Here is a 24,616-nt window from a genome sequence, read left to right as displayed (position 1 = left end):
TACCTGTAAGGGACCTTTTAAAATTCCAACCCGCCGGCCCGGGCAGCGTCCGCCAGGGCTTTGATCCGGCCGTGGTAAACATATCCGGCGCGGTCAAATACAACCTGTTTGATCCCGGCTTCCACCGCTTTTTGCGCCAGCAGCTGGCCGACCGCCGCCGCCGCCGCGGAATTGCTGCTGGAAGGCAGCTTTCCTTTTAATTCAGGCGCCAGGGTCGATATCGACACCAGTGTTCTCCCGTTTTCATCATCAATGATTTGAGCGTAAATATTTTGAAGGCTGCGGAACACGTTTAGCCTGGGCCGCTCGGCAGTGCCCTGGATTTTCTTGCGGACCCTTTCGCGCCGGATTCCCCGCAGCTCCTTTCGGCTGGTTTTGTTCAGCATGTTATGATTCACTCCCTTCAGGCCATATGCAAAAGCCTTTATGAATTCGGACCATATAAGTCCTAATTCTTACCTTTTGGCTCCGGCCTTGCCGGCTTTGCGCCTGATTTTTTCACCCTCGTATTTAATACCCTTACCTTTATACGGTTCGGGTTCCCGGACTGAGCGCACCTTTGCCGCCAGCGCGCCGACTTTTTCCTTGTCAGTGCCCTTGATACTAATCTTGGTCGGCACGGGGACTTCGATTTCCAGGCCTGCTTCCGGTTCAATTTCAACCGGGTGAGAATAACCTACTGCCAGCACCAGTTTATTGCCCTGCTTGGAGGCGCGGTAGCCGACACCGACCAGTTCCAGGTTTTTGTGGAAGCCGGCGGTAACACCCACCACCATGTTGCTGAGCAGGGTACGGGTTAAACCGTGCAGCGACCTGTGCAGTTTATTGTCAGACGGCCGTTCTACAACCAGCTGTCCTTCCTCTTGTTTAATAACCATATCACGGTGCAGTTCTCTTTCCAGCTCACCCTTGGGGCCTTTGATCCTGACCTTCGTCCCTTCAATTTTTACGTCAACGCCAGGGGGCACTGGAATAGGCTGCTTGCCAATTCTGGACATCCATTACACCTCCCAATTCAGCCTTCATTCGCTTAAATTACGCGTCGGGCTGCTTATGGAACTTGCTGCGCAAATCCCTTTAAGATTACCAAACGTAGCAGATTACCTCGCCGCCAAGCCCTTCCTTGCGGGCTCTCTTGTCAGTCATAATACCTTTAGAAGTGGATATTATCGCGATACCAAGGCCGCCTAAGACCTTCGGCACATCGTCTTTTCTGGCATAGACCCTCAGGCCCGGCTTCGATATGCGCTTTAATCCGGTAATCACACGCCCTTTATTGGCGCCATATTTCAGATAAACCCTGATAATTCCCTGCTTTCCGTCGTCGATATACTCATATTCCTTGACGAAACCTTCATCCCGCAGAATGGCGGCAATAGCCTTTTTCATCCTGGAGGCAGGAGCTTCCACTTTATCATGATAAACCGTGTTGGCGTTGCGAATACGGGTTAAGAAGTCTGCAATCGGATCAGTCATAACCATGCAACTAACCTCCTTCCTTAATACAGAAGCCTTTAATACCGATAAACTCAAAGGAAATTTCCCCAAGTATTCTCAAGGCCTCTTACTACTGGTCCCCTGCTTTACCAGCTGGCTTTGCGGATTCCCGGAAGTTCACCCTTATAAGACAGCTCCCGGAAGCAGATCCGGCAGATTCCAAATTTCCTCATATAGGCATGAGGCCTGCCGCAAAGTTTACACCTGTTATATGCCCGTACTTTAAATTTTGGAGGACGTGCCGCTTTTAAGACCAAAGATTTTTTTGCCACAATCTTCCCTCCTTTATGCTGCCTTGAATGGCATGCCCATTAGCCTCAGCAGTTCCCTGGCTTCTTCGTCTGTTTTTGCCGTGGTTACAAAAATTATATCCATACCACGGATTTTGTCGATTTTATCGTAATCTATCTCCGGAAAAATAAGCTGTTCACGGACACCCATGCTGAAATTGCCGCGACCGTCGAATGACTTTACCGAGATGCCGCGAAAGTCCCGCACCCTGGGCAGCGCTATGTTGAACAGCTTATCCACGAACTCGTACATTCTCTCCCCGCGCAGGGTTACCTTTGCGCCGACAGTCATTCCGGCACGCAGTTTGAACGCGGCAATTGATTTCTTCGCCTTGGTGGTAACCGGTTTTTGGCCGGTGATGATCATCAGGTCGTTTACCGCTGCGTCGATAATCTTGGAATTCTGGATGGCTTCACCCAAGCCCATGTTCACGATTACTTTTTCGATTTTAGGAGCCTGCATGATACTTTTATATCCAAACTTCTGCATCAGGGCTGGTAAAACATCGTTCTTGTATTTATCTTTAAGCCTGGACACTTTACTACCTCCCTTCCCGGAAGTTGTTTATCTGCAAGTCGGATTGTATGCTAAATTACGCACAGGCGATTTTCATCAATCTGACTGCTCACTGCTTATAAGGACTCGCCGCACTTCTTGCAAACGCGTGTCTTTTCACCGTTTTCAAGGATTTTCTTGCCGACCCTGGTCGGGCTGTTGCATTTGCTGCAGTAAAGCATAACATTTGAACTGTGAATAGGAGCTTCCTTTTGCATAATGCCTCCCTGCGGCAACTTTTGAGTAGGCCTGGTGTGGCGTTTCACAACGTTGACTCCTTCGACAACAACCTTGCTGCTGTCCGGGATCACCCTGAGCACTTTCCCTTTTTTACCGGCGTTTTTTCCGGCTATCACCAGTGCCGTGTCACCTTTGCGGACGTGGACCTTCTGTTTAGCTTTTTGTTCAGCCATGTGTTGTTCACCTCCATTGAGCCGTGAATCGTGGGACGTTGGGATTCATGTATTCCTTTGTAGGGCGGGATTTATCCCGCCAAAGATGTGCGGCTGAAGCCGCACCTACATTTCTCACGTCTCATTGCACGTCTCATTACTCACATCTTTAGAGTACTTCAGGCGCCAGAGAAACGATTTTCATAAAATCGCGATCTCTCAGCTCCCGCGCGACCGGCCCAAAGATACGGGTACCGCGCGGGCTCTGGTCATCCTTGATGACCACCGCGGCATTTTCATCAAACTTGATATAGGATCCGTCCGGGCGACGAACTTCTTTTTTGGTGCGGACCACCACAGCCCTTACAACGTCACCTTTCTTAACAACACCGCCAGGGTTGGCTTCCTTTACGGAACAAATGATAATATCACCCACACTGGCATAGCGGCGCAGTGCCCCGCCCAGAACACGTATGCATAAAAGCCTGCGTGCTCCGGTGTTATCCGCTACGGTAAGCATAGTTTGGACTTGGATCACAACTACTACCTCCTTACTGACAAAGTGGGAGGTGGAACATTTTGGTCGTGGGTAGTGGGTCGTGGGTCGTGAGATATTTGAGTCGTGGGTCGTGAGTCGCGGGATTCATGCATTCCTATCGGGGCCTTTTAAGACCCTTAAGGCTTGTCATTCATTCTCACGTCTCATTTCTCACGTCTAACGTCTCTTTTTCATTCTCACGTCTCACGTCTCATTCAGCACGTCTCATCTGTCGCACTTCTCACTCTTATATTTGTTCCGCTCTTTCCAGAATTTCGATAATACGCCACCGCTTTTCTTTGGAGAGGGGCCTGGTTTCCATCATCTTTACCTTGTCGCCGATACGGCAGGAATTTTCTTCATCGTGCGCTTTAAACTTCTTGGTGCGGCGAATGGTGCGCTGGTACAGGGGGTGCCTGACCAGGGATTCAACGGCCACAACCACGGTCTTGTCCATTTTGTCGCTTACTATTTTACCGGTAAGCACCTTGCGCATTCCACGCTTTTCCATTTCATTACCCCCCTTTACGCCCGCTGGATCCCCAACTCGCGCTCACGAATTATTGTTTTGACCCGCGCGATCTTGCGCCGGACTTCTTGCAACTTAATAGGATTATCCAGCTGTCCCGTAGCCATCTGGAATCTCAGCTTAAAGAGCTCGTCTTTGGAGTCGGTCAGCTTTTTGCCAAGCTCGGCATCGGTCAATTCCCTCAGCTCTTTAACCTTCATTGACCTCACCCACTTCCCCGCGTTTAACAAACTTGGTTTTGATCGGCAGCTTGTGAGAAGCCAACCGCATGGCTTCACGCGCTATATCTTCAGTAATGCCTGCCAGTTCAAACATAATGCGGCCCGGTTTCACCACGGCCACCCAGTATTCCGGGGTGCCTTTACCTGAACCCATGCGGGTTTCAGCCGGCTTAGCGGTTACCGGTTTGTCCGGGAAAATCCTGATCCAGACTTTACCGCCTCTCTTAATATAACGGGTCATGGCAATACGGGCCGCTTCAATCTGCCTGTTGGTGATCCAGGCCGGCTCGAGTGCCTGGAGCCCGTACTCGCCAAAACTGATTTCCCTGCCGCCCTTGGCCTTTCCTGTCATCCGGCCGCGGTGCTGTTTACGGTATTTTACCCTTTTCGGTATAAGCATGTTTGCTTATTCGCCTCCTTCACCGGGAGCTGGTTTCCCTCCCCTGACCGGGGTTTTTGCGGGAACCTTGGCTGCCGGCAAAACTTCTCCTTTATAAATCCATACTTTAATTCCTATTTTCCCGTAAGTCGTGTTTGCCTCAGCAACCCCATAATCAATATCTGCACGCAGGGTATGGAGGGGAACCTTGCCTTCGCTGTACCACTCACTGCGGGCAATTTCCGCCCCGGCCAGCCGGCCGCCGCAGGAGATCTTGATACCCTTGGCGCCCATTTTCATGGAACGCGATACAACCTGTTTCATGGCGCGCCTGAAAGCAATCCTCTTTTCCAGCTGGGCGGCCACGTTTTCGGCTACAAGTTGGGCGTCAAGTTCAGGAACCTTGATTTCAACAATGTTCACGTTGACCTGCTTGCCGGCAAGGCTTTCCAGCTGCTTGCGCAGGTTTTCCACTTCCGCTCCTCCCCGGCCGATTACTATGCCGGGCTTGGCGGTATGGATCGACACTTTCACACGGTTGGCCGCCCGCTCGATCTGAACCCGGGAAATACCCGCCGCGAAAAGCTTTTTCTTGATGTACCTGCGAATTTTTATATCCTCGTGCAAGAGGCCGGCGTAGTTCCTTTTCTCAGCAAACCACTTGCCTTCCCAATCCTTTATGATCCCGATCCGGAGGCCTATAGGATTAACTTTTTGCCCCACTTAGATTTATCCCTCCTTTTTATCGCCCACCATTACGGTTATATGACTGGTGCGCTTTCGCAGTATATCCGCCCTGCCCTGGGCCCGTGGCTGGTATCGTTTAAAAGTGGGGCCCTGGTCTACATAGCATGAGGTTACGAATAACTCGTCCCGGTCCATCTGCATATTGTTTTCAGCATTTGCCGCCGCAGATTTGACCACCTTGGTAACTACCTCCGAGGCCCTTTTGGGTGTAAATCTTAAAATAGCCAGGGCCTCATTTACTTTTTTACCCCGGATAAGGTCCACCACCTGGCGGACTTTACGCGGGGATATCCTTACATATTTGACTATGGCCTTAGCTTCCACCGGTATTACCTCCCAATTTAGTCGTGGGTCGTTTTAGTCGTGAGTCGTGGGATTCTAGCATTTCTCTCGGGTTTTTTAGACCCTTAAGGCCTGTCAATTATTCTCACGTCTCAAGTCTCATTTCTCACGTCTCATTGCACGTCTCACGTCTCATTACTAAGTCTATTTAAGCGCAGTAGATCTTTCAGTATGGTGTCCGTGACCCCTGAAAAGCCTGGTGGGCGCGAATTCACCCAGTTTATGTCCAACCATATCCTCGGTGACATAAACAGGAATATGCTTTCTGCCTTCATGCACCGCGATCGTATGGCCTACCATCTGTGGAAAGATTGTTGAAGCCCTAGACCAGGTCTTAATTACCCTCTTTTCTCCGGTTTCATTCATCTTTTCTATTTTTTCGAGAAGCCTTTGTTCACAGAACGGCCCCTTTTTTAATGAACGGCCCAAAACGGAACCTCCCCTCTGAGTCGTGAGTCGTGAGTCGTGGGACGTGGGATTTTATAATGTGCAGGTACTTATGTCCGATAAAAAGCACCTTCATTCCCTTAACCACTAACCTCTAGACCTACGAACTAAATTTTTTAATGTTTTATGGCCTTGAGAATTTCCTAATCACACGTCTCACGTCTCAAGTCTCAAGTCCCATTTTACTTGGTCCTTCTCTTAACGATCATCTTGTCGCTTGGCTTTTTCTTCCTGGTACGGGCGCCCAAAGCCGGTTTGCCCCATGGTGTCACAGGGTTGCGGCCGATTGGTGAACGGCCTTCGCCGCCGCCGTGCGGGTGATCAACCGGGTTCATCACTACGCCTCTGACAGTGGGGCGAATACCCATCCAGCGCTTGCGGCCGGCTTTACCTACGGTTATGTTTTCGTGCTCAACGTTCCCGACCTGGCCGATGGTGGCGCGGCAGTCCTGCAGCACCAGGCGCATTTCGCCTGACGGCATCCTGATATTCGCGTATTTTCCTTCCTTGGCCATTAACTGGGCCGAGCCGCCAGCCGAGCGGACCAATTTAGCGCCGCCCTTCGGATATAGCTCTATGTTATGGATCATTGTGCCCAGCGGAATATTTCTAAGCGGCAGGCAGTTGCCCACCTTAATGTCGGATCCGGGGCCGGATACCACCGTTTGGCCAACTGTCAGGCCAACCGGAGCTATGATGTACCGTTTTTCGCCGTCCGCGTAATTAAGCAGCGCGATGCGGGATGAGCGGTTGGGGTCGTACTCGATGCTGGCAACCTTTGCCTGTATGCCGTCTTTATCACGTTTAAAATCGATTACCCTGTACATCCTTTTGTGTCCGCCACCGCGGTGTCTTACCGTCAGCCTGCCCTGGGTGTTTCTGCCACCGGTCTTTTTCAAAGGCTCGACCAGTGATTTTTCAGGCTCTGTTTTGGTTATTTCTTCAAAATCCGAGACGGTCACAAAACGACGGCCAGGTGAAGTTGGCTTAAATTTTTTAATAGCCACTAAGGTGCACCTCCTTCATCTCCGGCTTATACTCCCTCAAAGATTTCTATCTTATCACCTTTTTTCAAAGTGACTATAGCTTTTTTAGTATCAGGTGTCCTGCCGGGAATATTGCGGACTCTTTTCATTCTGCCCTTCACATTCATGGTGTTGACCTTTTCCACTTTGACTTTGAATATGCTTTCCACGGCCTGCTTGATCTCAGTCTTGTTGGCCTTGGGATCCACCTGGAAGGTGTATTTGTTATCCTCTATCAGGGATGTGCTTTTTTCGGTTATTAGCGGTTTCCTCAGGACATCGCGCGGGTCTTTCACTGTGCAAACACCTCCTCGACCTTGGCAACAGCGTCCCTGGTCATAACCAGCTTGTCGTAAGCCAGTATGTCATAAACGTTAAGGCCGGTCGCTATCAATGGTTTGATATTGGGGATGTTCCGGGCGGATTTTTCCACGCTTTCATCCTTTTCCGCCGTCACCAGCAGGGCATCATCCACTTTAAGATTGTTCAGTATCCTGGCCATATCTTTGGTTTTGGGCTTTTCAAGCCTAAGCTCATCCAGAACAAGGATGTCACCCGCGTTAACTTTTGAAGAGAGGGCCGATTTCAGCGCCAGTCTCCTTACTTTCTTCGGCAGGCTGTATCCGTAGTCTCTGGGGTGAGGACCAAAAACAATCCCGCCGCCGCGCCAGATGGGTGAGCGAATGGTGCCGTGGCGGGCCCTGCCGGTTCCTTTTTGGCGCCAGGGCTTGCGGCCACCGCCGCTGACCTCAGACCTGGTTTTAGTATCATGTGTGCCTAGGCGGCGGCCGGCCAACTGCATCACAACAGCGTCGTGCAAAACCGACTCATGTACTTCGACGCCAAAAATCTCATCCTTCAGCGTCAATTCGCCGACCTGCTCGCCGCTGATATTGTACAACGCTACTGTTGGCATGCTATATCCTCCTTCGATGGGACGTGAGAGCTGGAACATGGGACCTGTCAGGTACCCTCCGGGTCATCTTAGACCCCGGAATTTTAATTTCAACGTCACACTGTCACATCACGTATTGATTTCTTAGTCTCCAGCAAATCGTGGCGTGAGGTTTCCAACTTCATAATTTACAGGTTTTTAGGGCTTTAGCTGTTCTCTTAGTCTCACGTCTCACGACTTAAGACTTGGTTGACGGTTTGACCATTACCAGGCCGCCTTTGGGGCCCGGTATCGCGCCTCTTACAGCAATCAGGTTCCGGGCGGCGTCAACCTTGACAACTTCCAGGTTCTGCACCGTAACCCTTTCAGTTCCCAGGTGGCCGGGCAGCTTCCTGCCTTTGAACACTCTGGCCGGACCTTTCGCTCCCAGCGAACCGGGGCGGCGGTGGTACTTGGAACCGTGAGCCATAGGGCCGCGGTGAAAACCGTGGCGCTTAATGCCGCCCGCGAAACCTTTACCTTTTGTTGTACCTACCACGTCGACCTTTTCGCCCTGGGCAAAGATGTCGGCCTTGATTTCCTGGCCAACCTGGTAAGCTTCCGGGTCTTCAACGGTTAGCTCCCGCAAAAAGCGAAGCGGCCGGACTCCGGCTTTAGAAAAATGCCCAGCCAGAGGCTTGGTGAAAAGGCGCTCTCTCTTTTCGCCAAAACCAATCTGGATGGCGCTGTAACCATCTTTTTGGGGAGTTTTTTTCTGCACAATTGTGCACGGGCCGGCTTCAATAATAGTGCACGGTATAGCCAAACCCTTTTCGGTAAAAATCTGAGTCATACCAATTTTTTTCCCAAGAATCCCTTTGGGCATGCTTTTCACCTCAATTTTCTGTGATAAGAGGTTGAAGAGTTACCCCTCCAACATTACCTCTACATCAGTCGCCTGACGTCAGACGCCAGATTTTAGTGTGATATTTCTTTTAATTCTTTAGAGCTTAATTTCGATATCCACGCCTGCCGGCAGATCCAGTCGCATCAGCGCGTCAACAGTTTTCGGGGTTGGTTCTAAAATATCGATCAGCCGCTTGTGCGTCCTCATTTCAAACTGTTCCCGCGAATCTTTATTCACGTGCGGGCTGCGCAGGATTGTATAAATATTTTTTTCCGTGGGCAGCGGTATCGGTCCGGCCACGGAAGCGCCGGTCCTTTTAGCCGTGTCCACAATTTTCTGGGCGGACTGATCAAGCATATGGTGATCGAAAGCCTTGAGCCTGATCCTGATTTTTTGGCTTTTCATACTTTTTAAGGTCCTCCTTAATCGCCCGATTAGCGGACTTACTCGGTGAAAATTCCCCATCTCGGTAGTCGGTCGTGTGTTGTCGGTAGTCGGATTGCTTGTTGGAATTCGCTTTAGCGAATTCCTTTTAAAAATCTGACTACTGACTACTCACTACTGACAACTGAACTGGCAACCTTTCACCTCATCGCATTATAAGTCTGTATCTGTTTATTCCTTGATCCCGGTTACAACGCCGGCGCCCACAGTGCGGCCGCCTTCACGAATGGCAAAGCGCAGGCCCTCTTCTATGGCGATCGGGGTAATCAGGGCGATATCAATCGCGACATGGTCCCCGGGCATTACCATCTCCACTCCCTCAGGCAGGGTGGTTACTCCGGTCACGTCGGTGGTCCGGAAATAAAACTGCGGACGGTATCCGTTGAAAAACGGGGTGTGCCTGCCGCCTTCTTCTTTGGTCAGCACGTACACGTTCGCTACGAAGTTCTTGAGCGGCTTGATGCTGCCGGGCTTGGCCAATACCTGGCCCCGCTCGACTTCTTTCCGGTCTACACCGCGCAGAAGACATCCCACGTTGTCTCCGGCCTGCCCGCTGTCGAGGATCTTCCTGAACATTTCTACCCCGGTTACCACGGTCTTGCGGGGCTTGTCGTTCAGTCCCACTATTTCTACTTCTTCCTGTACTTTGATCTGGCCCCGCTCTACCCGGCCGGTGGCTACGGTCCCGCGCCCGGTGATCGTGAATACGTCTTCTACCGGCATCAGGAACGGCTTGTCTATCGCCCGCTGCGGGGTCGGAATGTATTCGTCAACGGCGTCCATCAGATCCCAGATCGACTTGCACCATTCACAGTCCCGCTTGCCGCAGGCGCATTCCATTGCTTTTAATGCCGAACCGGTGATAATGGGAATGTCGTCTCCGGGAAATTCGTAAATGGACAACAGCTCGCGCACTTCCATGTCTACCAGCTCCAACAGCTCGGGGTCGTCTACCATGTCGGCCTTGTTCAGGTACACGACTATGTAGGGCACCCCTACCTGGCGGGCCAGCAGGATGTGTTCCCTGGTCTGCGGCATCGGCCCGTCCGCCGCTGACACTACCAGTATTGAACCGTCCATCTGGGCGGCCCCGGTAATCATGTTCTTGATATAGTCGGCGTGACCCGGGCAGTCCACGTGGGCATAGTGCCTCTTCCCGGTCTCGTACTCAACGTGTGCTGTGTTAATCGTGATGCCGCGCTCGCGTTCTTCCGGCGCGTTGTCAATTTCGTCGTACTTCTTTACGGTCGCCCCGCCTACTGTATTCAGGACCAGGGTGATCGCCGCCGTCAGTGTCGTCTTGCCGTGGTCTACGTGGCCGATGGTCCCAATGTTAACGTGTGGTTTGGTCCGCTCAAATTTCTGTTTTGCCATTTGGTTCTTCCTCCTTAGATTCTGATTAATGAGTGGTTTGCTTATTAATGCTTTTTAGGTTTTTACGTTCCATATTTTACCCGTGTCTTCTGGCTATAATTCCTTCCGCTATATTATCCGGGATCTGGGCATACTGGCCAAACTGCATCGTGTAAGTACCCCGCCCCTGTGTGCGGGAACGCAGGTCGGTGGCATAGCCGAACATCTCTGAAAGCGGAACGCTGGCGTTGATTACCTGGCTCCCGTAGCGCGGGCCCATTTCTTCAATCCGGCCGCGCTTGGCATTCAGGTCCCCGATCACATCGCCCATGTATTCATCATTTACGACCACTTCCACTTTCATGATCGGCTCCAGCAGCACCGGGCCAGCCTTTAAAGCAGCGTTCTTGAAGCCCATCGAACCGGCAATTTTAAAAGCCATTTCGGAAGAGTCCACCTCGTGGTAGGACCCGTCAATAAGGGTGACGGCTATATCGATAACGGGAAAACCAGCCAGGACGCCGTTATCCATGGCCTCTTTTACCCCTGCTTCAACAGCGGGTATATATTCTCTGGGGATCGTGCCGCCGATAATTTTATTGGCAAACTGCAAGCCGGCGCCAGGCTGGCCGGGTTCGATCTCCAGCACCACGTGGCCATATTGGCCCCGGCCGCCGGACTGGCGTATAAACTTGCCCTCAGCCTTGGTCTTTTTCCGGATGGTTTCCTTGTAAGCCACTTGCGGCCGCCCTACATTAGCTTCAACTTTGAACTCCCGCAACATCCTGTCGACGATGATTTCCAAATGCAGTTCACCCATACCGGAGATCAGGGTCTGGCCGGTTTCAGGGTCAGTGTTGATCCTGAAGGTGGGGTCCTCCTCGGCTAATTTCTGCAGGGCAACCCCCATTTTTTCCTGGTCAACCTTGGTTTTGGGCTCAATAGCCACCTGGATAACCGGCTCCGGAAATACCATCGACTCCAGTATTACCGGCGCGTTTTCATCGCAGAGCGTATCTCCGGTAGAAGTCATTTTCAAACCAACCGCGGCCACGATGTCTCCCGTGGAGACTTCCTGAATATCCTCCCGGTGGTTGGCATGCATCCGAAGTATCCGCCCGATCCTTTCCTTGCGCTTTTTGGCGGGGTTGAATATATAAGAACCGGATTTTAACTGCCCGGAGTAGACCCTGAAAAAAGTCAGCTTACCCACATAAGGGTCCGTCATAATTTTAAAGGCCAGGGCTGAAAACGGCTCTTTGTCCGTGGGCAGGCGCATTTCTTCCTCGCCGGTATCGGGACTTATCCCCTTTACCCCGGGCAGGTCTGTAGGAGCAGGCAGGTAATCCACTATGGCGTCAAGCAGAGGCTGCACACCTTTGTTTCTGAAAGATGACCCGCACAGCACCGGCACAATTCTTACCGCCAGGGTAGCTTTGCGCAGTCCTGTTTTGATGTCCTCTTCAGACAGGTCTTCGCTTTCAAGGTACTTCAGCATCAAGTCTTCGTCCGCCTCGGCCACCGCTTCTATCAAACGGTTCCGCATGTTTTCAGCCTCTTCGGCTAATTCAGGCGGAATTTCTGTCTCCTGGATGCTTGCGCCCAGGTCGTCATTATGAATAATTGCCTTTTGCCGGACCAGGTCAATAACTCCGGTAAAGCTGTCTTCCATCCCTATCGGCATTTGTATGGCCACAGGGTTGGACCCGAGGCGCTCCCTGATCATTTTAACGCCTTCATAAAAATCAGCGCCGACCCGGTCCATCTTATTAATATAAGCTATACGCGGCACTCCATACTTGTCGGCCTGCCGCCAGACAGTTTCCGACTGAGGTTCAACACCTCCAACTGAACAAAATACCGCAACCGCTCCGTCCAATACGCGCAGGGAGCGCTCCACTTCAACTGTGAAGTCCACGTGGCCTGGCGTGTCGATGATATTAATCACGCTGTCCCGCCACAGGCAGCTGGTAGCAGCGGACGTTATTGTTATGCCGCGCTCCTGCTCCTGGGCCATCCAGTCCATCGTGGCAGTCCCATCGTGAACTTCCCCGATTTTATGGACCCTGCCGGTATAATACAGGATCCTTTCGGTGGTAGTTGTCTTGCCGGCGTCAATGTGGGCCATTATTCCTATGTTTCGAGTTTTATCCAGTGGTAGCTGACGCATTCAAGATCACTCCTTTACCACCTGTAGTGCGCAAATGCCTTATTGGCTTCAGCCATCTTATGTGTGTCTTCTCTTTTTTTCGCGGAAGCTCCGGTACCGGCGGCAGCGTCCATAATTTCGTTGGCCAGTTTCTCTTCCATGGTCCGACCGGCGCGATCCCTGGAATACTTGGTCAGCCAGCGGATGGCCAGGGTTTGCCTGCGGTCGTGCCGCACTTCTATCGGAACCTGGTAGTTGGCGCCGCCTACCCTGCGAGCCTTGACTTCGAGGACCGGCATTATGTTTTTCATTGCCGCCTCAAATACCTCCAGGGGATTTTTTCCTGACTTCTCTTTGATAATGTCCATAGCTCCATATACTACAGTTTCAGCCAGGCTCTTTTTGCCGTCCAGCATCACCTGGTTGATCAATTTGGTTAAAACCTTGCTCCGGTAAATGGGGTCAGGTAAAACTTCACGTTTGGGAACAGCCCCTCTTCTTGGCATATCTTTCCCCCCTTTGCTGTAGAAATAAAGAGTTTACAGGATTATTTAAATTACTTCATATATAACTGTATACATTGCTGGCGGTCATTTTGTGATTTCAAGTCTTAAATAAATTAATATCTTTATTTATCTTTTAATCTTGTAAATCTTATTAATCTTGTAAATCTTGTTAAATTCAATCTTTTGTAAATCTCGTGAAAAAAGTTTATTTCTTCGGCCGCTTGGAGCCGTACTTGGAACGTCCCCTGTTCCTGTTCTGCACACCGGCGGAATCAAGGGCGCCGCGCACTATATGGTATCTTACGCCCGGCAGGTCTTTTACCCTCCCGCCGCGGACCAGGACAACCGAGTGTTCCTGCAGGTTGTGTCCGATACCCGGAATATAGGAGGTTACCTCGATGCCGTTGATAAGCCTTACTCGGGCTACTTTACGCAAGGCTGAGTTAGGCTTCTTGGGAGTGGTGGTATATACCCTGGTGCAGACACCGCGCTTTTGCGGGCATTCTTTAAGGGCCGGGGCAGTTGATTTCCTGGTCATCTCTTCTCTGCCCTTGCGGATAAGTTGGCTGATAGTTGGCATGTCTTTAAATACACCTCCTTCCGGTAAATAAAAGTGCAAAATATTATCTACTCAACAATGGCAGCAACGGCACAGCCCACTTCAATACGGCAGGCTTTGCCGAGCGACTGCATGGTATCAACCTGAATAATAGGGACGCCTTTTACAGAACACAGCTGAATAATGGGCTCAACTACAAAACGGTCGGCGTCTTTTGCCACATATACGGTTTTGGCCTGGCCGCGCTCCAGGGCTTTCAAGGTTTGTTTGGCGCCTACGGTTTTTTTTCGGGAAGACAGCAGACGCTCATCCGCCATGGCAGTATCAACACCCCCAAAATTCAGACACTTAGATATCGTATCACTACTAGAGTACGTTGTCAATTACCTGGCTGACCATTTCTTCTTCTATTATGTCTTCTTCTGCCGGCTCATCTTCTTCAGCGCTTATTTCTATGTTCCGGTAGCGGGACATGCCGGTGCCGGCCGGGACCAGCTTGCCGATGATAACATTTTCTTTCAGTCCCAGCAGCGGATCCAGCTTGCCTTTAATTGCGGCATCCGTCAACACCCTGGTGGTCTCCTGGAAGGAGGCGGCCGAGAGGAAGGAGTCGGTGGCCAGGGAAGCCTTGGTAATGCCCATCAGCAGCGCCTTGGCCGTAGCGGGCTCGCCGCCGTTCATTGTTACCCGGTTGTTTTCGTCCTCGAACTCAAATATATCGATCAGCCCGCCGGGCAGGAGTTCGGTGTCACCCGGGTCCTCCACCTTGACCCGGCGCAGCATCTGGCGGATCATCACTTCGATGTGCTTATCGTTAATATCCACGCCCTGCAGGCGGTAGACCCGCTGGACTTCCTGCAGGAGATACACCTGCACACCCTGGATGCCTTTAATTTTCAGCAGGTCGTGCGGGTTCACCGAGCCTTCGGTCAGCTCGTCACCGGCGTATATCCTGTCGCCGTCCTTAATTTTTAAACGGGCCCCGTAAGGCACCTGGTAGACAGTCTTTTCGCCGTCTTCGGTGGTCACTTCAATTTCCCGGCGCGCCTTTACCTCGCGCACTTCTACAGAACCGTCGGCTTCGGCAACGATGGCCTGGCCTTTTGGCCTCCTGGCCTCGAAAAGCTCTTCGACCCGCGGCAGACCCTGGGTGATGTCGTCTCCCGCGACGCCGCCGGTGTGGAAGGTGCGCATGGTCAACTGGGTGCCGGGCTCACCGATGCTCTGGGCGGCTATAATGCCGACCGCCTCACCGATGTCGACCTTGCGCCCGGTCGCCAGGTTGCGGCCATAGCACTTGACGCAGACTCCGTAACGGGTCCTGCAGGTTAAAACCGAACGGATTTTCACCCTGGTGATGCCGGATGCAATTATGGCCTCGGCTTCCTCTTCGGTAATCTCGTTGTCGGCTTTAACCATCACCTCGCCTGTCTGCGGGTGTATGATATCCTCAAGGGCGACCCGCCCGTTGATACGGTCTTCAATTTTCTCAATTACTTCAGTACCGTCTTTTATCTCAATGACTTCAATCCCCTGGGTGGTGCCGCAGTCAACTTCCCGCACAATTACGTCCTGGGCGACATCCACCAGACGGCGGGTAAGGTAACCAGAATCAGCCGTCCTCAGCGCGGTGTCAGCCAGACCTTTCCTGGCGCCGTGGGTCGAAATAAAATATTCAAGCACAGTCAGGCCTTCCCGGAAATTGGCCTTAATCGGCAGGTCGATAATCCGTCCGGAGGGGTCGGCCATAAGGCCGCGCATGCCAGCCAGCTGGCGGATCTGCTGGATATTACCGCGGGCGCCGGAGTTGGCCATCATATAGACCGGGTTGAACCGGTCAAGGTCTTCGATTAACGCGTCAGTCACCGCCCTGGTGGCGTCGTTCCAGATCCCTATCACTGTCTGGTAGCGTTCTTCTTCAGTAATCAGGCCGCGGCGAAACTGCGTCTCAACCTTTTCAACCTGAGTTTCAGCCTCTTTCAGAAGGCCGGTTTTCTCCTTGGGAATAGTGATATCCTGGATCCCAATGGTGACACCAGCCCTGGTGGCGTAAGTAAAACCGAGCTTCTTTACCCCGTCCAGCAGCATTGTGGTCGCTGAAAAGCCGAGCTTGCGGTAACACTTGTCCACAATTACGCTCAGGGCTTTTTTGTCCGCGACGTTATTATAGAACCCGCCCCACTCCATATTTTTCAATTCATGGGGTATTACCTCATTAAATATAATTCTGCCGACAGTGGTTTCCACCAGGCCCAGTTGAGGAATGCGGACCTTAATTCTGGCGTGCAGGCTTACTGCGTCGTTGTTGTAGGCCATAACGGCCTCGTCCGGGTCTTTAAACGCTCTGCCGGCGCCGAAAGCTTCCTGTTTTTCCGTGGTCAGGTAGTAGCAGCCCAGCACCATGTCCTGGGTAGGGATGGCGACCGGACGGCCGTCCTTGGGGTTCAATATGTTATTGGAAGACATCATTAAAAGCCTGGCCTCAGCTTGCGCCTCAGCGGAAAGAGGCACGTGCACGGCCATCTGGTCTCCGTCAAAGTCAGCGTTATAGGCGGTGCAGACCATGGGGTGGATCTGGATGGCCTTGCCGCTTACCAGCACCGGCTCAAAAGCCTGGATGCCCAGGCGGTGCAGCGTGGGAGCGCGGTTTAACAGCACCGGGTGTTCGCTGATCACTTCTTCCAGGACGTCCCATACCTCGGGGCGCACCCGCTCGACCATCCGTTTCGCGCTCTTGATGTTATGGGCATGGCCGTCGTTGACCAGGCGTTTCATCACGAAAGGCTTAAACAGTTCCAGCGCCATCTCTTTGGGCAGGCCGCACTGGTGGATCTGCAGGTCCGGGCCCACGACAATAACCGAGCGGCCGGAATAATCGACCCTTTTCCCGAGCAGGTTCTGGCGGAAGCGGCCCTGCTTTCCCTTCAGCATATCCGACAGCGATTTAAGCGGGCGGTTGCCAGGCCCTGTAACCGGGCGGCCGCGGCGCCCGTTATCTATTAAAGCGTCGACGGCTTCCTGGAGCATCCTCTTTTCGTTCCGGACAATAATGTCCGGGGCGCCGAGGTCCAAGAGCCTCTTCAGGCGGTTGTTGCGGTTAATAACACGGCGGTAGAGGTCATTTAAATCCGATGTGGCGAAACGGCCGCCGTCAAGCTGCACCATCGGCCTCAGTTCGGGAGGAATTACCGGTACCACATCCAGGACCATGCAGTCAGGCATGTTCCCGGACTTGCGGAAGGCTTCCACCACCTCCAGGCGGCGAATAGCCCTGATCTTGCGCTGGCCGGTCACTTCCTTAAGTTCCTGGCGGAGTTCCCTGGTGAGCTCCTCCAGATCAATTTCTTCGAGGAGCTTCTTGATGGCCTCCGCGCCCATGCTGGCCTTAAAGGCCCCTTCGTACTTTTCCCGGTTTTCGCGGTACTCAGTCTCGCTCAGGAGCTGTTTTTTAATCAAGCCGGTTTCACCGGGATCGGTTACTATATAGGAAACAAAATACAGTACTTTTTCCAGCGCCCGGGGAGACATGTCAAGAAGGAGCCCCATGCGGCTGGGAATGCCCTTAAAATACCATATGTGAGAAACCGGCGCAGCCAGTTCGATATGGCCCAGCCTTTCCCGGCGCACCTTGGAACGGGTGACTTCGACGCCGCACCTGTCGCATATGACTCCCTTATAGCGCACGCGCTTGTATTTGCCGCAGTGACACTCCCAGTCGCGGGTAGGGCCAAAAATGCGCTCGCAAAAAAGACCGTCCCTTTCCGGTTTCAAGGTGCGGTAATTGATAGTTTCAGGTTTCTTGACCTCGCCGCTTGACCAGGCGCGAATCTGCCCTGGCGGCGCCAAACCGATCCGGATGCGATCAAAGTTATTTAAATCCAGCAAAAGAACGCCCCCCTTAATATTCGTGGGTCCGCGGGCCGCGGCACCGGGCTTTCCGCTCTTTAATCAATATTTATCGGAACCGGAAATACCGTTACAGCCCGCCATCTGATCTTTCCTGTACTTATATCTTAACCTGGCAAATTAGCAATTGAATTATCCGCAAGACAAGTGGGTCGTGAGTCGTTTGAACGCAGGTTTTTTCTCAAGAGTCTTTTTGACTCTTATGACCATCCCTTTAGCCTCACTTCTCACGTCTCAAATCTCACGTCTCAATGCTATTCCTCGTCAAGTTCAAAATCATCCTCAAACAGATCTTCCGCCAAAGCATCCTCTTCCTCAACATCGCCGTCGGCTTCGTAGTCTTCCTCGTCTTCCGGAACAGGCGCTTCCTCTTCCTGGATATCGATGCCAAGTTCTTTGGCAGTTTCGGTTATATCCTCCTCAGCTTCTTTTATTTCTATTTCCCGGTCGTCTTCGGAGAGGACCTTTACGTCCAGGCCGAGGCTCTGCAGTTCCTTGATCAGGACCTTAAACGACTCGGGCACGCCCGGCTCAGGCACGTTCTCTCCTTTGACGATGGCCTCGTATGTCTTAACCCGGCCGACTACGTCATCGGATTTGACAGTTAGTATTTCCTGTAATGTATACGCGGCGCCGTAGGCCTCCAGGGCCCAGACCTCCATTTCCCCGAAGCGCTGGCCGCCAAACTGGGCTTTGCCTCCGAGGGGCTGCTGGGTCACCAACGAGTAAGGGCCGGTGGAGCGGGCGTGGATCTTGTCATCGACCAGGTGGGCCAGCTTGAGCATATACACGTAACCCACTGTAATCTTATTGTCGAACGGCTGGCCGGTACGCCCGTCGTACAGGGTTATCTTGCCACCCTCGGGAATCCCAGCTTCTCCCAGTTTGTCCAGAATGTCGCTTTCCAGCGCGCCGTTGAAAACCGGGGTGGCGACACAGTACCCAAGTGTTTTTGCCGCCCACCCGAGGTGCGCTTCCAATACCTGTCCCAAATTCATCCGGGAAGGAACGCCAAGGGGGTTCAGCACAATTTCAATAGGCGTTCCATCAGGCAAAAACGGCATGTCTTCCTCGGGCAGAATGCGGGCGATAACACCCTTGTTGCCGTGGCGGCCGGCCATTTTATCCCCTTCGGATATCTTGCGCTTCTGGGCGATATATACCCGCACCAGCTGGTTGACGCCGGGCGGCAGCTCGTCGCCGGCCTCCCTGGAAAAAACTTTGACATCAACTATTTTACCCGACTCACCGTGGGGCACCCGCAGGGAAGTATCCCTGACCTCCCTGGCCTTTTCGCCGAAAATGGCCCTCAGCAGGCGCTCCTCCGCGGTCAGCTCGGTCTCTCCCTTTGGAGTGACTTTACCGACCAGGATGTCTCCGGGCCGGACCTCGGCCCCAGTCCGGATTATACCCCTGTCATCAAGGTCCTTTAAAATTTCCTCGCCGACATTTGGGATATCCCTGGTGATTTCTTCGGGGCCCAGTTTGGTGTCCCGGGCGTCGCATTCATATTCCTCTATATGAATAGAAGTGAAAAATTCTTCTTTGACAGCTTTTTCACTGACTAATATGGCGTCTTCGTAGTTATAGCCCTCCCAGGGCATAAAAGCGACCAGGACGTTGCGCCCCAGGGCAAGTTCTCCCATGTCGGTCGACGGGCCGTCGGCAATAATCTGGCCCTTTTCAACCCGGTCACCCTTTCTGACCACGGGCTTCTGGTTGATACAGGTACCCTGGTTTGAGCGGGTGAACTTTAACAGTTTCCGCTTATCAAGAACGCCCTCTTCGTTTCTTATTTCAATATCATTCGCCGTTACTCTCTCTACGGTGCCTGAATTCTTAGCCAGCACGACCACTCCTGAGTCACGGGCGGCCTTGAATTCGACACCGGTCCCCACCAGCGGGGCCTGCGCTTTTAACAGGGGCACCGCCTGGCGCTGCATGTTCGCTCCCATCAGGGCGCGGTTGGCGTCATTGTGTTCCAGGAACGGGATTAAAGCCGTGGCTATACTGAACACCTGCTTGGGAGACACGTCCATATAGTCGACCCTTTCCGCGGGGACCACCACAATATCCGGTGAGCGCGCGTTGATCCTGTTTTCCGTGAACCGCCCCTCCTCATCCAGGGGGGCGTTGGCCTGCGCGATCACGAAATCCTCTTCTTCGTCAGCGGTAAGGTAAACAATTTCCGCGGTTACCCGCCTGTTTTCCTTATCCACTTTACGGTAAGGGGTTTCAATAAAACCGAATTCATTGATCCTGGCGTACGTGCTCAGCGAGCCGATCAGCCCGATGTTGGGACCTTCAGGGGTCTCAATGGGACACATCCTGCCGTAGTGCGAATGGTGGACGTCCCGGACCTCAAAGCCGGCCCTTTCTCTGGAAAGGCCTCCCGGGCCAAGCGCCGAAAGCCTCCTTTTGTGAGTGAGTTCAGCCAGGGGGTTTGTCTGATCCATAAACTGCGAAAGCTGGCTTGAGCCGAAGAACTCTTTAATGGAGGCCACTACCGGGCGGATATTTATTAAAACCTGGGGCGTTATTACATCAACGTCCTGGATGGTCATCCTCTCCCGGACGACTCTCTCCATCCTGGACAGTCCGATCCGAAACTGGTTCTGCAGGAGTTCGCCTACAGAGCGCAGCCTGCGGTTGCCCAGGTGGTCGATATCATCCACCTGTCCCTCGCCGTTCATCAGCCTCAGCAGGTAACGGACGGTTTCAAATATATCTTCCCTTGTCAGTTCCCTTATAAACTCGCGCTCTCTTTGCACATTACTCTTCAGGTAGGGATCCGCTTCAGCCTCACCCTCGAGGCTCCGGGCCGGGCGGTAGAGGATACCGTGTTTTAGTTTTTTCTGTATTTTATAACGTCCTACATTGGCCAGGTCATAGCGCTTGGGATCAAAAAACAGCGCTTCCAAAAGGGAGCGGGCACTGTCAACCGTAGGCGGCTCCCCTGGCCGCAAACGCTTATAAATCTCGACCAGCGCTTCCTCTTCACTTTCCGTATTGTCGCGGCTCAGAGTTTCCTGGATGTTTTTATCCTCATTAAACAGCTCTACTATCTTTACGTTGGAACCGCAGCCTAAAGCCCGCACCAGAACTGTGGCGGGTATCTTCCTTGTACGGTCTATGCGCACAAATATATGGTCGTTAATATCAGTCTCGAATTCCAACCAGGCTCCGCGATTGGGAATGATTGTGGCGGTAAAAAGGTCTTTTCCGGTGGGGTCGATGGTTTTAGCAAAATAGACACCGGGAGAGCGGACAAGCTGGCTGACAATAACCCGCTCGGCGCCGTTAATGATAAAAGTGCCTTTTTCAGTCATCAAGGGGAAATCACCCATGAAGACTTCCTGTTCCTTGACCTCTCCGGTTTCTTTATTAATCAGCCTTACTTTGACCCGCAGAGGCGCCGCATAAGTAAAATCCCTCTCCTTGCATTCTTCCACTGAATATTTGGTTTCTCCCAGGGTGTAGTCAAGGAATTCCAATACAAGGTTACCGGTAAAGTCCTGAATTGGGGAAATGTCGTGAAATACTTCCTTCAAACCCTCTCTTAAAAACCAGTCGTAAGAATTACGCTGAACCTCAATCAGGTTGGGCAGTTCCAGCACTTCTTTTAGTTTTCCAAAGTCATAACGGTTCCTGGTCCCTACCCTTTCAGGATAAGACATCTAGTGCATCACACCCCCGTCATAATAATGAAAATAAAAATTGGTCTTGTTTATGTTAGAAGGTATTCCTATAGAATATAGACATTAGAAAATTGCAAACTTAAAAGGTGTACGGAGTTACCTCTTTCATGATAAACAAGGGAAAAGCAAGGATTGTTCTTTACAATACCTCGCTTTTTTTTAAAAATGTTGACTATCTAAAATATTATTGCCACTTATCAGGAATAAGATACATATTATGCCATGAAAAAAAGAATAATAAACCACTGTAAGTGGGGACATTCTAAAATTTTAGCATAACAGAACTGCTCTGTCAAGGCATTTCAAGGAAGAACAGCCTTATAATTTCTATAAATTTAAGTTAATGCAAAAAATACAAAAAAGGGCTTACAGCCCTTTTTGTGACAACACATAGAATTTTCATGGTTCTTGTTACCTCTAGTGTTGAACAATACCCAGACAGAGGAATGGGGACACACCTCTCTAACATGTATTCCTATAATGCGAGGAATGTCCCCGATCGGAATTTATTTAATATCTACGGTCGCGCCTACTTCGGTCAGCTTGGCTTTAATTGCCTCAGCCTCTTCCTTGGTGACTTTCTCTTTAATCGGTTTGGGAGCGCTGTCAACCAGGTCTTTTGCTTCTTTTAAGCCGAGAGCGGTGATTTCCCTGACAACCTTAATCACGTTGACTTTCTTTTCGCCGATGGCAGACAGGATAACATCAAATTCTGTCTGTTCCTCAACTTCCGCCGGAGCAGCGGCTGCCGCGCCGGGAGCGGCTGCAACAGCCATCGGGGCAGCCGCGCTGACGCCAAACTCGGTCTCAAACGCCTTAACCAGCTCAGATAATTCTAATACGGTCATTCCTTTTACAGCTTCAAGTATTTCCTGGACTTTAGACATTTAATTCAAACCTCCTAAATGTTTATGGATTTTTTGGATTGAAATTCAACCGTGGTATTTTGTGCGACTTAACTCGCACCCTCAATTTTAGCATTCGGGTCGCCAGACGTATGTAGTATTCTCACGTCCCACGTCTCACGTCCCACTTCTCACTTTAGGCTTCCCCTGCGCGGACTTTGCGCACCGCCTCCAGGGTATAGACCAAACTGCGCAGAGTACCCTGCAGCACGCCCGCGAAACCGTACATCGGGGCCTGCATTCCACCCAGGACTTTAGCCAGAAGCACCTCCCGCGGAGGCAGATCAGCCAGGCTCTTCACTCCCCTGGCGTCGATCACCTTGCCTTCCAGTACGCCAGCTTTGATTTCCATCTTTTTTATCTCGCGGATAAATTCAGAAAGGATTTTCGCCGGCGCCACCGGGTCCGTGCCAAAAGCGATGGCCACCTGCCCTTCCAAAAAGGGTTTCAGATCTTCCAGGCCAACTTGGCCGGCAGCCAGGCTGGCAAGAGTGTTTTTAGCGATTTTAAACTCGCAGCCCGCTTCACGCAGCCGCCGGCGAAGTTTCGTCGATTCAGCAACGTTAAGCCCCCGGTAATCGGCAAGGACTGCAGCCTTTGAAGTTTCAAATTTCTCTTTGATCTCCAGGACAACGCTTTCTTTTTCGGATTTATTCTTAGGCATTCTTCTTCAAACACCTCCCTTCTGAGTCGTGGGCCGTGAGACGTGAGACGTGAGATTTAAGTATTCCTAACTGCTATAAATCTTACCTATCTCAGTTCTAACGTATCACGTCACTTAAATTAATTAAAATAAAACATAATACATTCTCAAGCGATTTGGTCACGGGCAATGAGCCTACTTTATGCGGGATTTAACTGTTCCCACTGAATTTTTTAGGCCTGTCAGTCAACCATTCATTCCCACGTCCGATTTCCCGCGTCCAATAAATAAGGCCTCCGCGGAAATGCTGCAGAGGCCCGTACGTTAACTTAAAAACGCAAGGAATAATCAGCCTCGGCTGGCGGCTAACAGCCATTATGCAAAGCACCAGCGGTCTACAGCAAATGTATTAAGGTTTCAACAAACACCTGTTTTTAACCGTTACTCTGACAGAGGAATGGCGACACACCTCTATCATAAGTATTTCTGCATGCCGAGGAATGTCCCCGACGTTTTCGAATATCTTAGGTGGTCACTTTTTGAGTATTGACCTTGATGCCGGGACCCATTGTCGAGCTTAAAGAGATGCCCTTCATATATTGTCCTTTAGCCGCGGCCGGTTTCGCCCGGACCAGGGCGTCAATCAAAGTGCGCAGGTTTTCCAGCAGCTTTTCGTTATCGAAGGAAACCCTGCCGATCGGAGCGTGGATATTACCAGCCTTATCTACCCGGTATTCAATCTTGCCGGCTTTTACTTCCTTTACCGCTTTGCCCACATCAAAGGTGACGGTGCCGGTCTTGGGGTTGGGCATCAGGCCGCGCGGGCCCAGGATGCGTCCCAGCTTGCCGACTGTACCCATCATATCGGGAGTGGCTATAGCCACATCGAACGCCAGCCAGCCTTCCTTCTGGATCTTTTCCACCATATCTTCCGCCCCGACAAAATCAGCTCCCGCTTCCTCCGCTTCTTTTACCTTATCGCCTTTGGCGAAAACCAGGACTGTGCGGGTTTTGCCGGTGCCGTACGGCAGCACCACCGCTCCGCGGACCTGCTGGTCAGCGTGGCGCGGGTCCACACCCAAACGGACGGCTACTTCTATTGTTTCATCAAACTTGGCCGGAGCTACCTTCTTGATCAGTTCAAAAGCTTCAACCGGCTCATATAGGACATTCCGGCTGATCTGTTTTGCAGCGTCTGTAAACTTTTTACCATGCTTAGGCATGTTTTCGACCTCCCTGTGGTATTAACGGAAATACTCCTCCCACTGCTATCCTTCTACGATATCAATCCCCATGCTCCGGGCAGTGCCTTCAACCATTTTCATGGCTGCTTCCACACTGGCCGCGTTTAAATCAGGCATTTTTAACTCTGCGATCTCCCGCACCTTGGAGCGGGGGAGTTTTGCGACTTTCTTTATATTTGGCTCCCCGGAAGCCTTTTCGAGACCCGCCGCTTTCTTTAACAGAACAGCCGCGGGCGGAGTCTTGGTTATAAAAGTAAAGGAACGGTCTTCAAAAACAGTAATCTCAACCGGGATAATCAGCCCGGCTTGAGCGGCTGTCCTTTCGTTGTATTCCTTTACAAAGGACATAATGTTAACCCCATGCTGGCCTAACGCCGGTCCTACAGGAGGAGCCGGGGTCGCTTTACCCGCCGGAACCTGCAATTTAACTATTGCTGATACTCTCTTTGCCACTTGCACTTACAC

At 51.7% G+C, this 24,616-nt stretch carries 29 protein-coding genes and 1 other annotated feature; all 29 genes read right to left on the bottom strand.

The window, feature by feature from the left end:
- Positions 1–17 precede the first annotated feature (17 nt).
- Positions 18–386, bottom strand: coding sequence for a 50S ribosomal protein L18 (gene rplR / locus ACOBQJ_RS12885; protein WP_421072162.1), 369 nt, complete (start codon positions 384–386; stop codon positions 18–20).
- Between the two features lie 69 nt (positions 387–455).
- Positions 456–998 (bottom strand): 50S ribosomal protein L6, encoded by a 543-nt coding sequence (gene rplF / locus ACOBQJ_RS12880; protein ID WP_421072161.1) that lies wholly within the window; start codon positions 996–998, stop codon positions 456–458.
- An 85-nt stretch (positions 999–1,083) separates the two neighbouring features.
- The gene (gene rpsH / locus ACOBQJ_RS12875) at positions 1,084–1,482 is read right to left on the bottom strand and encodes a 30S ribosomal protein S8 (protein ID WP_421072160.1); all 399 of its coding nucleotides are present in this window, start codon (positions 1,480–1,482) and stop codon (positions 1,084–1,086) included.
- Between the two features lie 101 nt (positions 1,483–1,583).
- On the bottom strand, positions 1,584–1,769 hold the full coding sequence (locus tag ACOBQJ_RS12870) for a type Z 30S ribosomal protein S14 (protein WP_214080838.1): 186 nt from the start codon (positions 1,767–1,769) through the stop codon (positions 1,584–1,586).
- A 13-nt stretch (positions 1,770–1,782) separates the two neighbouring features.
- Positions 1,783–2,325, bottom strand: coding sequence for a 50S ribosomal protein L5 (rplE, locus tag ACOBQJ_RS12865; protein WP_421072159.1), 543 nt, complete (start codon positions 2,323–2,325; stop codon positions 1,783–1,785).
- 95 nt (positions 2,326–2,420) lie between these two features.
- Positions 2,421–2,756: a 50S ribosomal protein L24 gene (gene rplX / locus ACOBQJ_RS12860; protein WP_421072158.1), complete on the bottom strand. Its 336-nt coding sequence runs from the start codon at positions 2,754–2,756 to the stop codon at positions 2,421–2,423.
- 148 nt (positions 2,757–2,904) lie between these two features.
- Positions 2,905–3,273 (bottom strand): 50S ribosomal protein L14, encoded by a 369-nt coding sequence (rplN, locus tag ACOBQJ_RS12855; protein WP_421072157.1) that lies wholly within the window; start codon positions 3,271–3,273, stop codon positions 2,905–2,907.
- Positions 3,274–3,520: 247 nt separating this feature from the next.
- Positions 3,521–3,784, bottom strand: coding sequence for a 30S ribosomal protein S17 (rpsQ, locus tag ACOBQJ_RS12850; RefSeq protein WP_421072156.1), 264 nt, complete (start codon positions 3,782–3,784; stop codon positions 3,521–3,523).
- Positions 3,785–3,798: 14 nt separating this feature from the next.
- Positions 3,799–4,002 (bottom strand): 50S ribosomal protein L29, encoded by a 204-nt coding sequence (gene rpmC / locus ACOBQJ_RS12845; RefSeq protein ID WP_421072155.1) that lies wholly within the window; start codon positions 4,000–4,002, stop codon positions 3,799–3,801.
- Positions 3,992–4,423, bottom strand: a complete 432-nt coding sequence (gene rplP / locus ACOBQJ_RS12840) for a 50S ribosomal protein L16 (RefSeq protein ID WP_421072154.1) — start codon at positions 4,421–4,423, stop codon at positions 3,992–3,994. The genes rpmC and rplP overlap by 11 nt, the downstream gene beginning before the upstream one ends.
- Before the next feature lie 6 nt (positions 4,424–4,429).
- Complete coding sequence (rpsC, locus tag ACOBQJ_RS12835) at positions 4,430–5,125, bottom strand: 30S ribosomal protein S3 (protein WP_421072153.1); 696 nt, start codon at positions 5,123–5,125, stop codon at positions 4,430–4,432.
- 6 nt (positions 5,126–5,131) lie between these two features.
- A complete protein-coding gene (gene rplV / locus ACOBQJ_RS12830) occupies positions 5,132–5,473 on the bottom strand; it encodes a 50S ribosomal protein L22 (RefSeq protein WP_421072152.1) in 342 nt (113 codons plus the stop codon).
- A gap of 162 nt (positions 5,474–5,635) precedes the next feature.
- Positions 5,636–5,920, bottom strand: coding sequence for a 30S ribosomal protein S19 (gene rpsS / locus ACOBQJ_RS12825; RefSeq protein ID WP_421072151.1), 285 nt, complete (start codon positions 5,918–5,920; stop codon positions 5,636–5,638).
- Between the two features lie 200 nt (positions 5,921–6,120).
- Positions 6,121–6,945 (bottom strand): 50S ribosomal protein L2, encoded by an 825-nt coding sequence (rplB, locus tag ACOBQJ_RS12820; protein ID WP_421072150.1) that lies wholly within the window; start codon positions 6,943–6,945, stop codon positions 6,121–6,123.
- 26 nt (positions 6,946–6,971) lie between these two features.
- Positions 6,972–7,259: a 50S ribosomal protein L23 gene (gene rplW, locus ACOBQJ_RS12815; protein ID WP_421072149.1), complete on the bottom strand. Its 288-nt coding sequence runs from the start codon at positions 7,257–7,259 to the stop codon at positions 6,972–6,974.
- Complete coding sequence (gene rplD, locus ACOBQJ_RS12810) at positions 7,256–7,879, bottom strand: 50S ribosomal protein L4 (protein WP_421072148.1); 624 nt, start codon at positions 7,877–7,879, stop codon at positions 7,256–7,258. The genes rplW and rplD overlap by 4 nt, the downstream gene beginning before the upstream one ends.
- A 217-nt stretch (positions 7,880–8,096) precedes the next feature.
- A complete protein-coding gene (gene rplC, locus ACOBQJ_RS12805; RefSeq protein ID WP_421072258.1) occupies positions 8,097–8,723 on the bottom strand; it encodes a 50S ribosomal protein L3 in 627 nt (208 codons plus the stop codon).
- A gap of 117 nt (positions 8,724–8,840) precedes the next feature.
- The gene (gene rpsJ / locus ACOBQJ_RS12800; protein ID WP_134213409.1) at positions 8,841–9,149 is read right to left on the bottom strand and encodes a 30S ribosomal protein S10; all 309 of its coding nucleotides are present in this window, start codon (positions 9,147–9,149) and stop codon (positions 8,841–8,843) included.
- A gap of 210 nt (positions 9,150–9,359) precedes the next feature.
- Positions 9,360–10,562: an elongation factor Tu gene (gene tuf, locus ACOBQJ_RS12795; protein WP_421072135.1), complete on the bottom strand. Its 1,203-nt coding sequence runs from the start codon at positions 10,560–10,562 to the stop codon at positions 9,360–9,362.
- Between the two features lie 76 nt (positions 10,563–10,638).
- A complete protein-coding gene (gene fusA / locus ACOBQJ_RS12790; RefSeq protein WP_421072147.1) occupies positions 10,639–12,711 on the bottom strand; it encodes an elongation factor G in 2,073 nt (690 codons plus the stop codon).
- Between the two features lie 14 nt (positions 12,712–12,725).
- Positions 12,726–13,196 carry a 30S ribosomal protein S7 gene (rpsG, locus tag ACOBQJ_RS12785; protein WP_421072146.1) on the bottom strand — a complete coding sequence of 157 codons (471 nt, stop codon included), beginning with the start codon at positions 13,194–13,196 and terminating at the stop codon, positions 12,726–12,728.
- A 205-nt stretch (positions 13,197–13,401) separates the two neighbouring features.
- Positions 13,402–13,776, bottom strand: coding sequence for a 30S ribosomal protein S12 (rpsL, locus tag ACOBQJ_RS12780; RefSeq protein WP_421072145.1), 375 nt, complete (start codon positions 13,774–13,776; stop codon positions 13,402–13,404).
- A gap of 47 nt (positions 13,777–13,823) precedes the next feature.
- Entirely contained in the window at positions 13,824–14,072 is a 249-nt protein-coding gene (locus ACOBQJ_RS12775) for a ribosomal L7Ae/L30e/S12e/Gadd45 family protein (protein WP_421072144.1), read from the bottom strand.
- A 49-nt stretch (positions 14,073–14,121) separates the two neighbouring features.
- Entirely contained in the window at positions 14,122–17,640 is a 3,519-nt protein-coding gene (gene rpoC, locus ACOBQJ_RS12770) for a DNA-directed RNA polymerase subunit beta' (protein WP_421072143.1), read from the bottom strand.
- A gap of 275 nt (positions 17,641–17,915) precedes the next feature.
- Positions 17,916–21,338: a DNA-directed RNA polymerase subunit beta gene (rpoB, locus tag ACOBQJ_RS12765; RefSeq protein WP_421072142.1), complete on the bottom strand. Its 3,423-nt coding sequence runs from the start codon at positions 21,336–21,338 to the stop codon at positions 17,916–17,918.
- Between the two features lie 527 nt (positions 21,339–21,865).
- A complete protein-coding gene (gene rplL, locus ACOBQJ_RS12760; RefSeq protein WP_421072141.1) occupies positions 21,866–22,246 on the bottom strand; it encodes a 50S ribosomal protein L7/L12 in 381 nt (126 codons plus the stop codon).
- A 154-nt stretch (positions 22,247–22,400) separates the two neighbouring features.
- A complete protein-coding gene (gene rplJ, locus ACOBQJ_RS12755) occupies positions 22,401–22,928 on the bottom strand; it encodes a 50S ribosomal protein L10 (protein WP_421072140.1) in 528 nt (175 codons plus the stop codon).
- Between the two features lie 256 nt (positions 22,929–23,184).
- Positions 23,185–23,326: a sequence feature (ribosomal protein L10 leader region), on the bottom strand.
- Between the two features lie 105 nt (positions 23,327–23,431).
- Positions 23,432–24,130 carry a 50S ribosomal protein L1 gene (gene rplA / locus ACOBQJ_RS12750; protein WP_421072139.1) on the bottom strand — a complete coding sequence of 233 codons (699 nt, stop codon included), beginning with the start codon at positions 24,128–24,130 and terminating at the stop codon, positions 23,432–23,434.
- Between the two features lie 45 nt (positions 24,131–24,175).
- Positions 24,176–24,604: a 50S ribosomal protein L11 gene (gene rplK, locus ACOBQJ_RS12745; RefSeq protein WP_421072138.1), complete on the bottom strand. Its 429-nt coding sequence runs from the start codon at positions 24,602–24,604 to the stop codon at positions 24,176–24,178.
- Positions 24,605–24,616: the final 12 nt, after the last annotated feature.

The organism is Pelotomaculum propionicicum, from assembly GCF_048984525.1.
Classification (GTDB): Bacteria; Bacillota; Desulfotomaculia; order Desulfotomaculales; family Pelotomaculaceae; genus Syntrophopropionicum; species Syntrophopropionicum propionicicum_A.
Note: the sequence above shows the minus strand (reverse complement) of the source record. Positions and strands in the feature narration are given on the sequence as shown.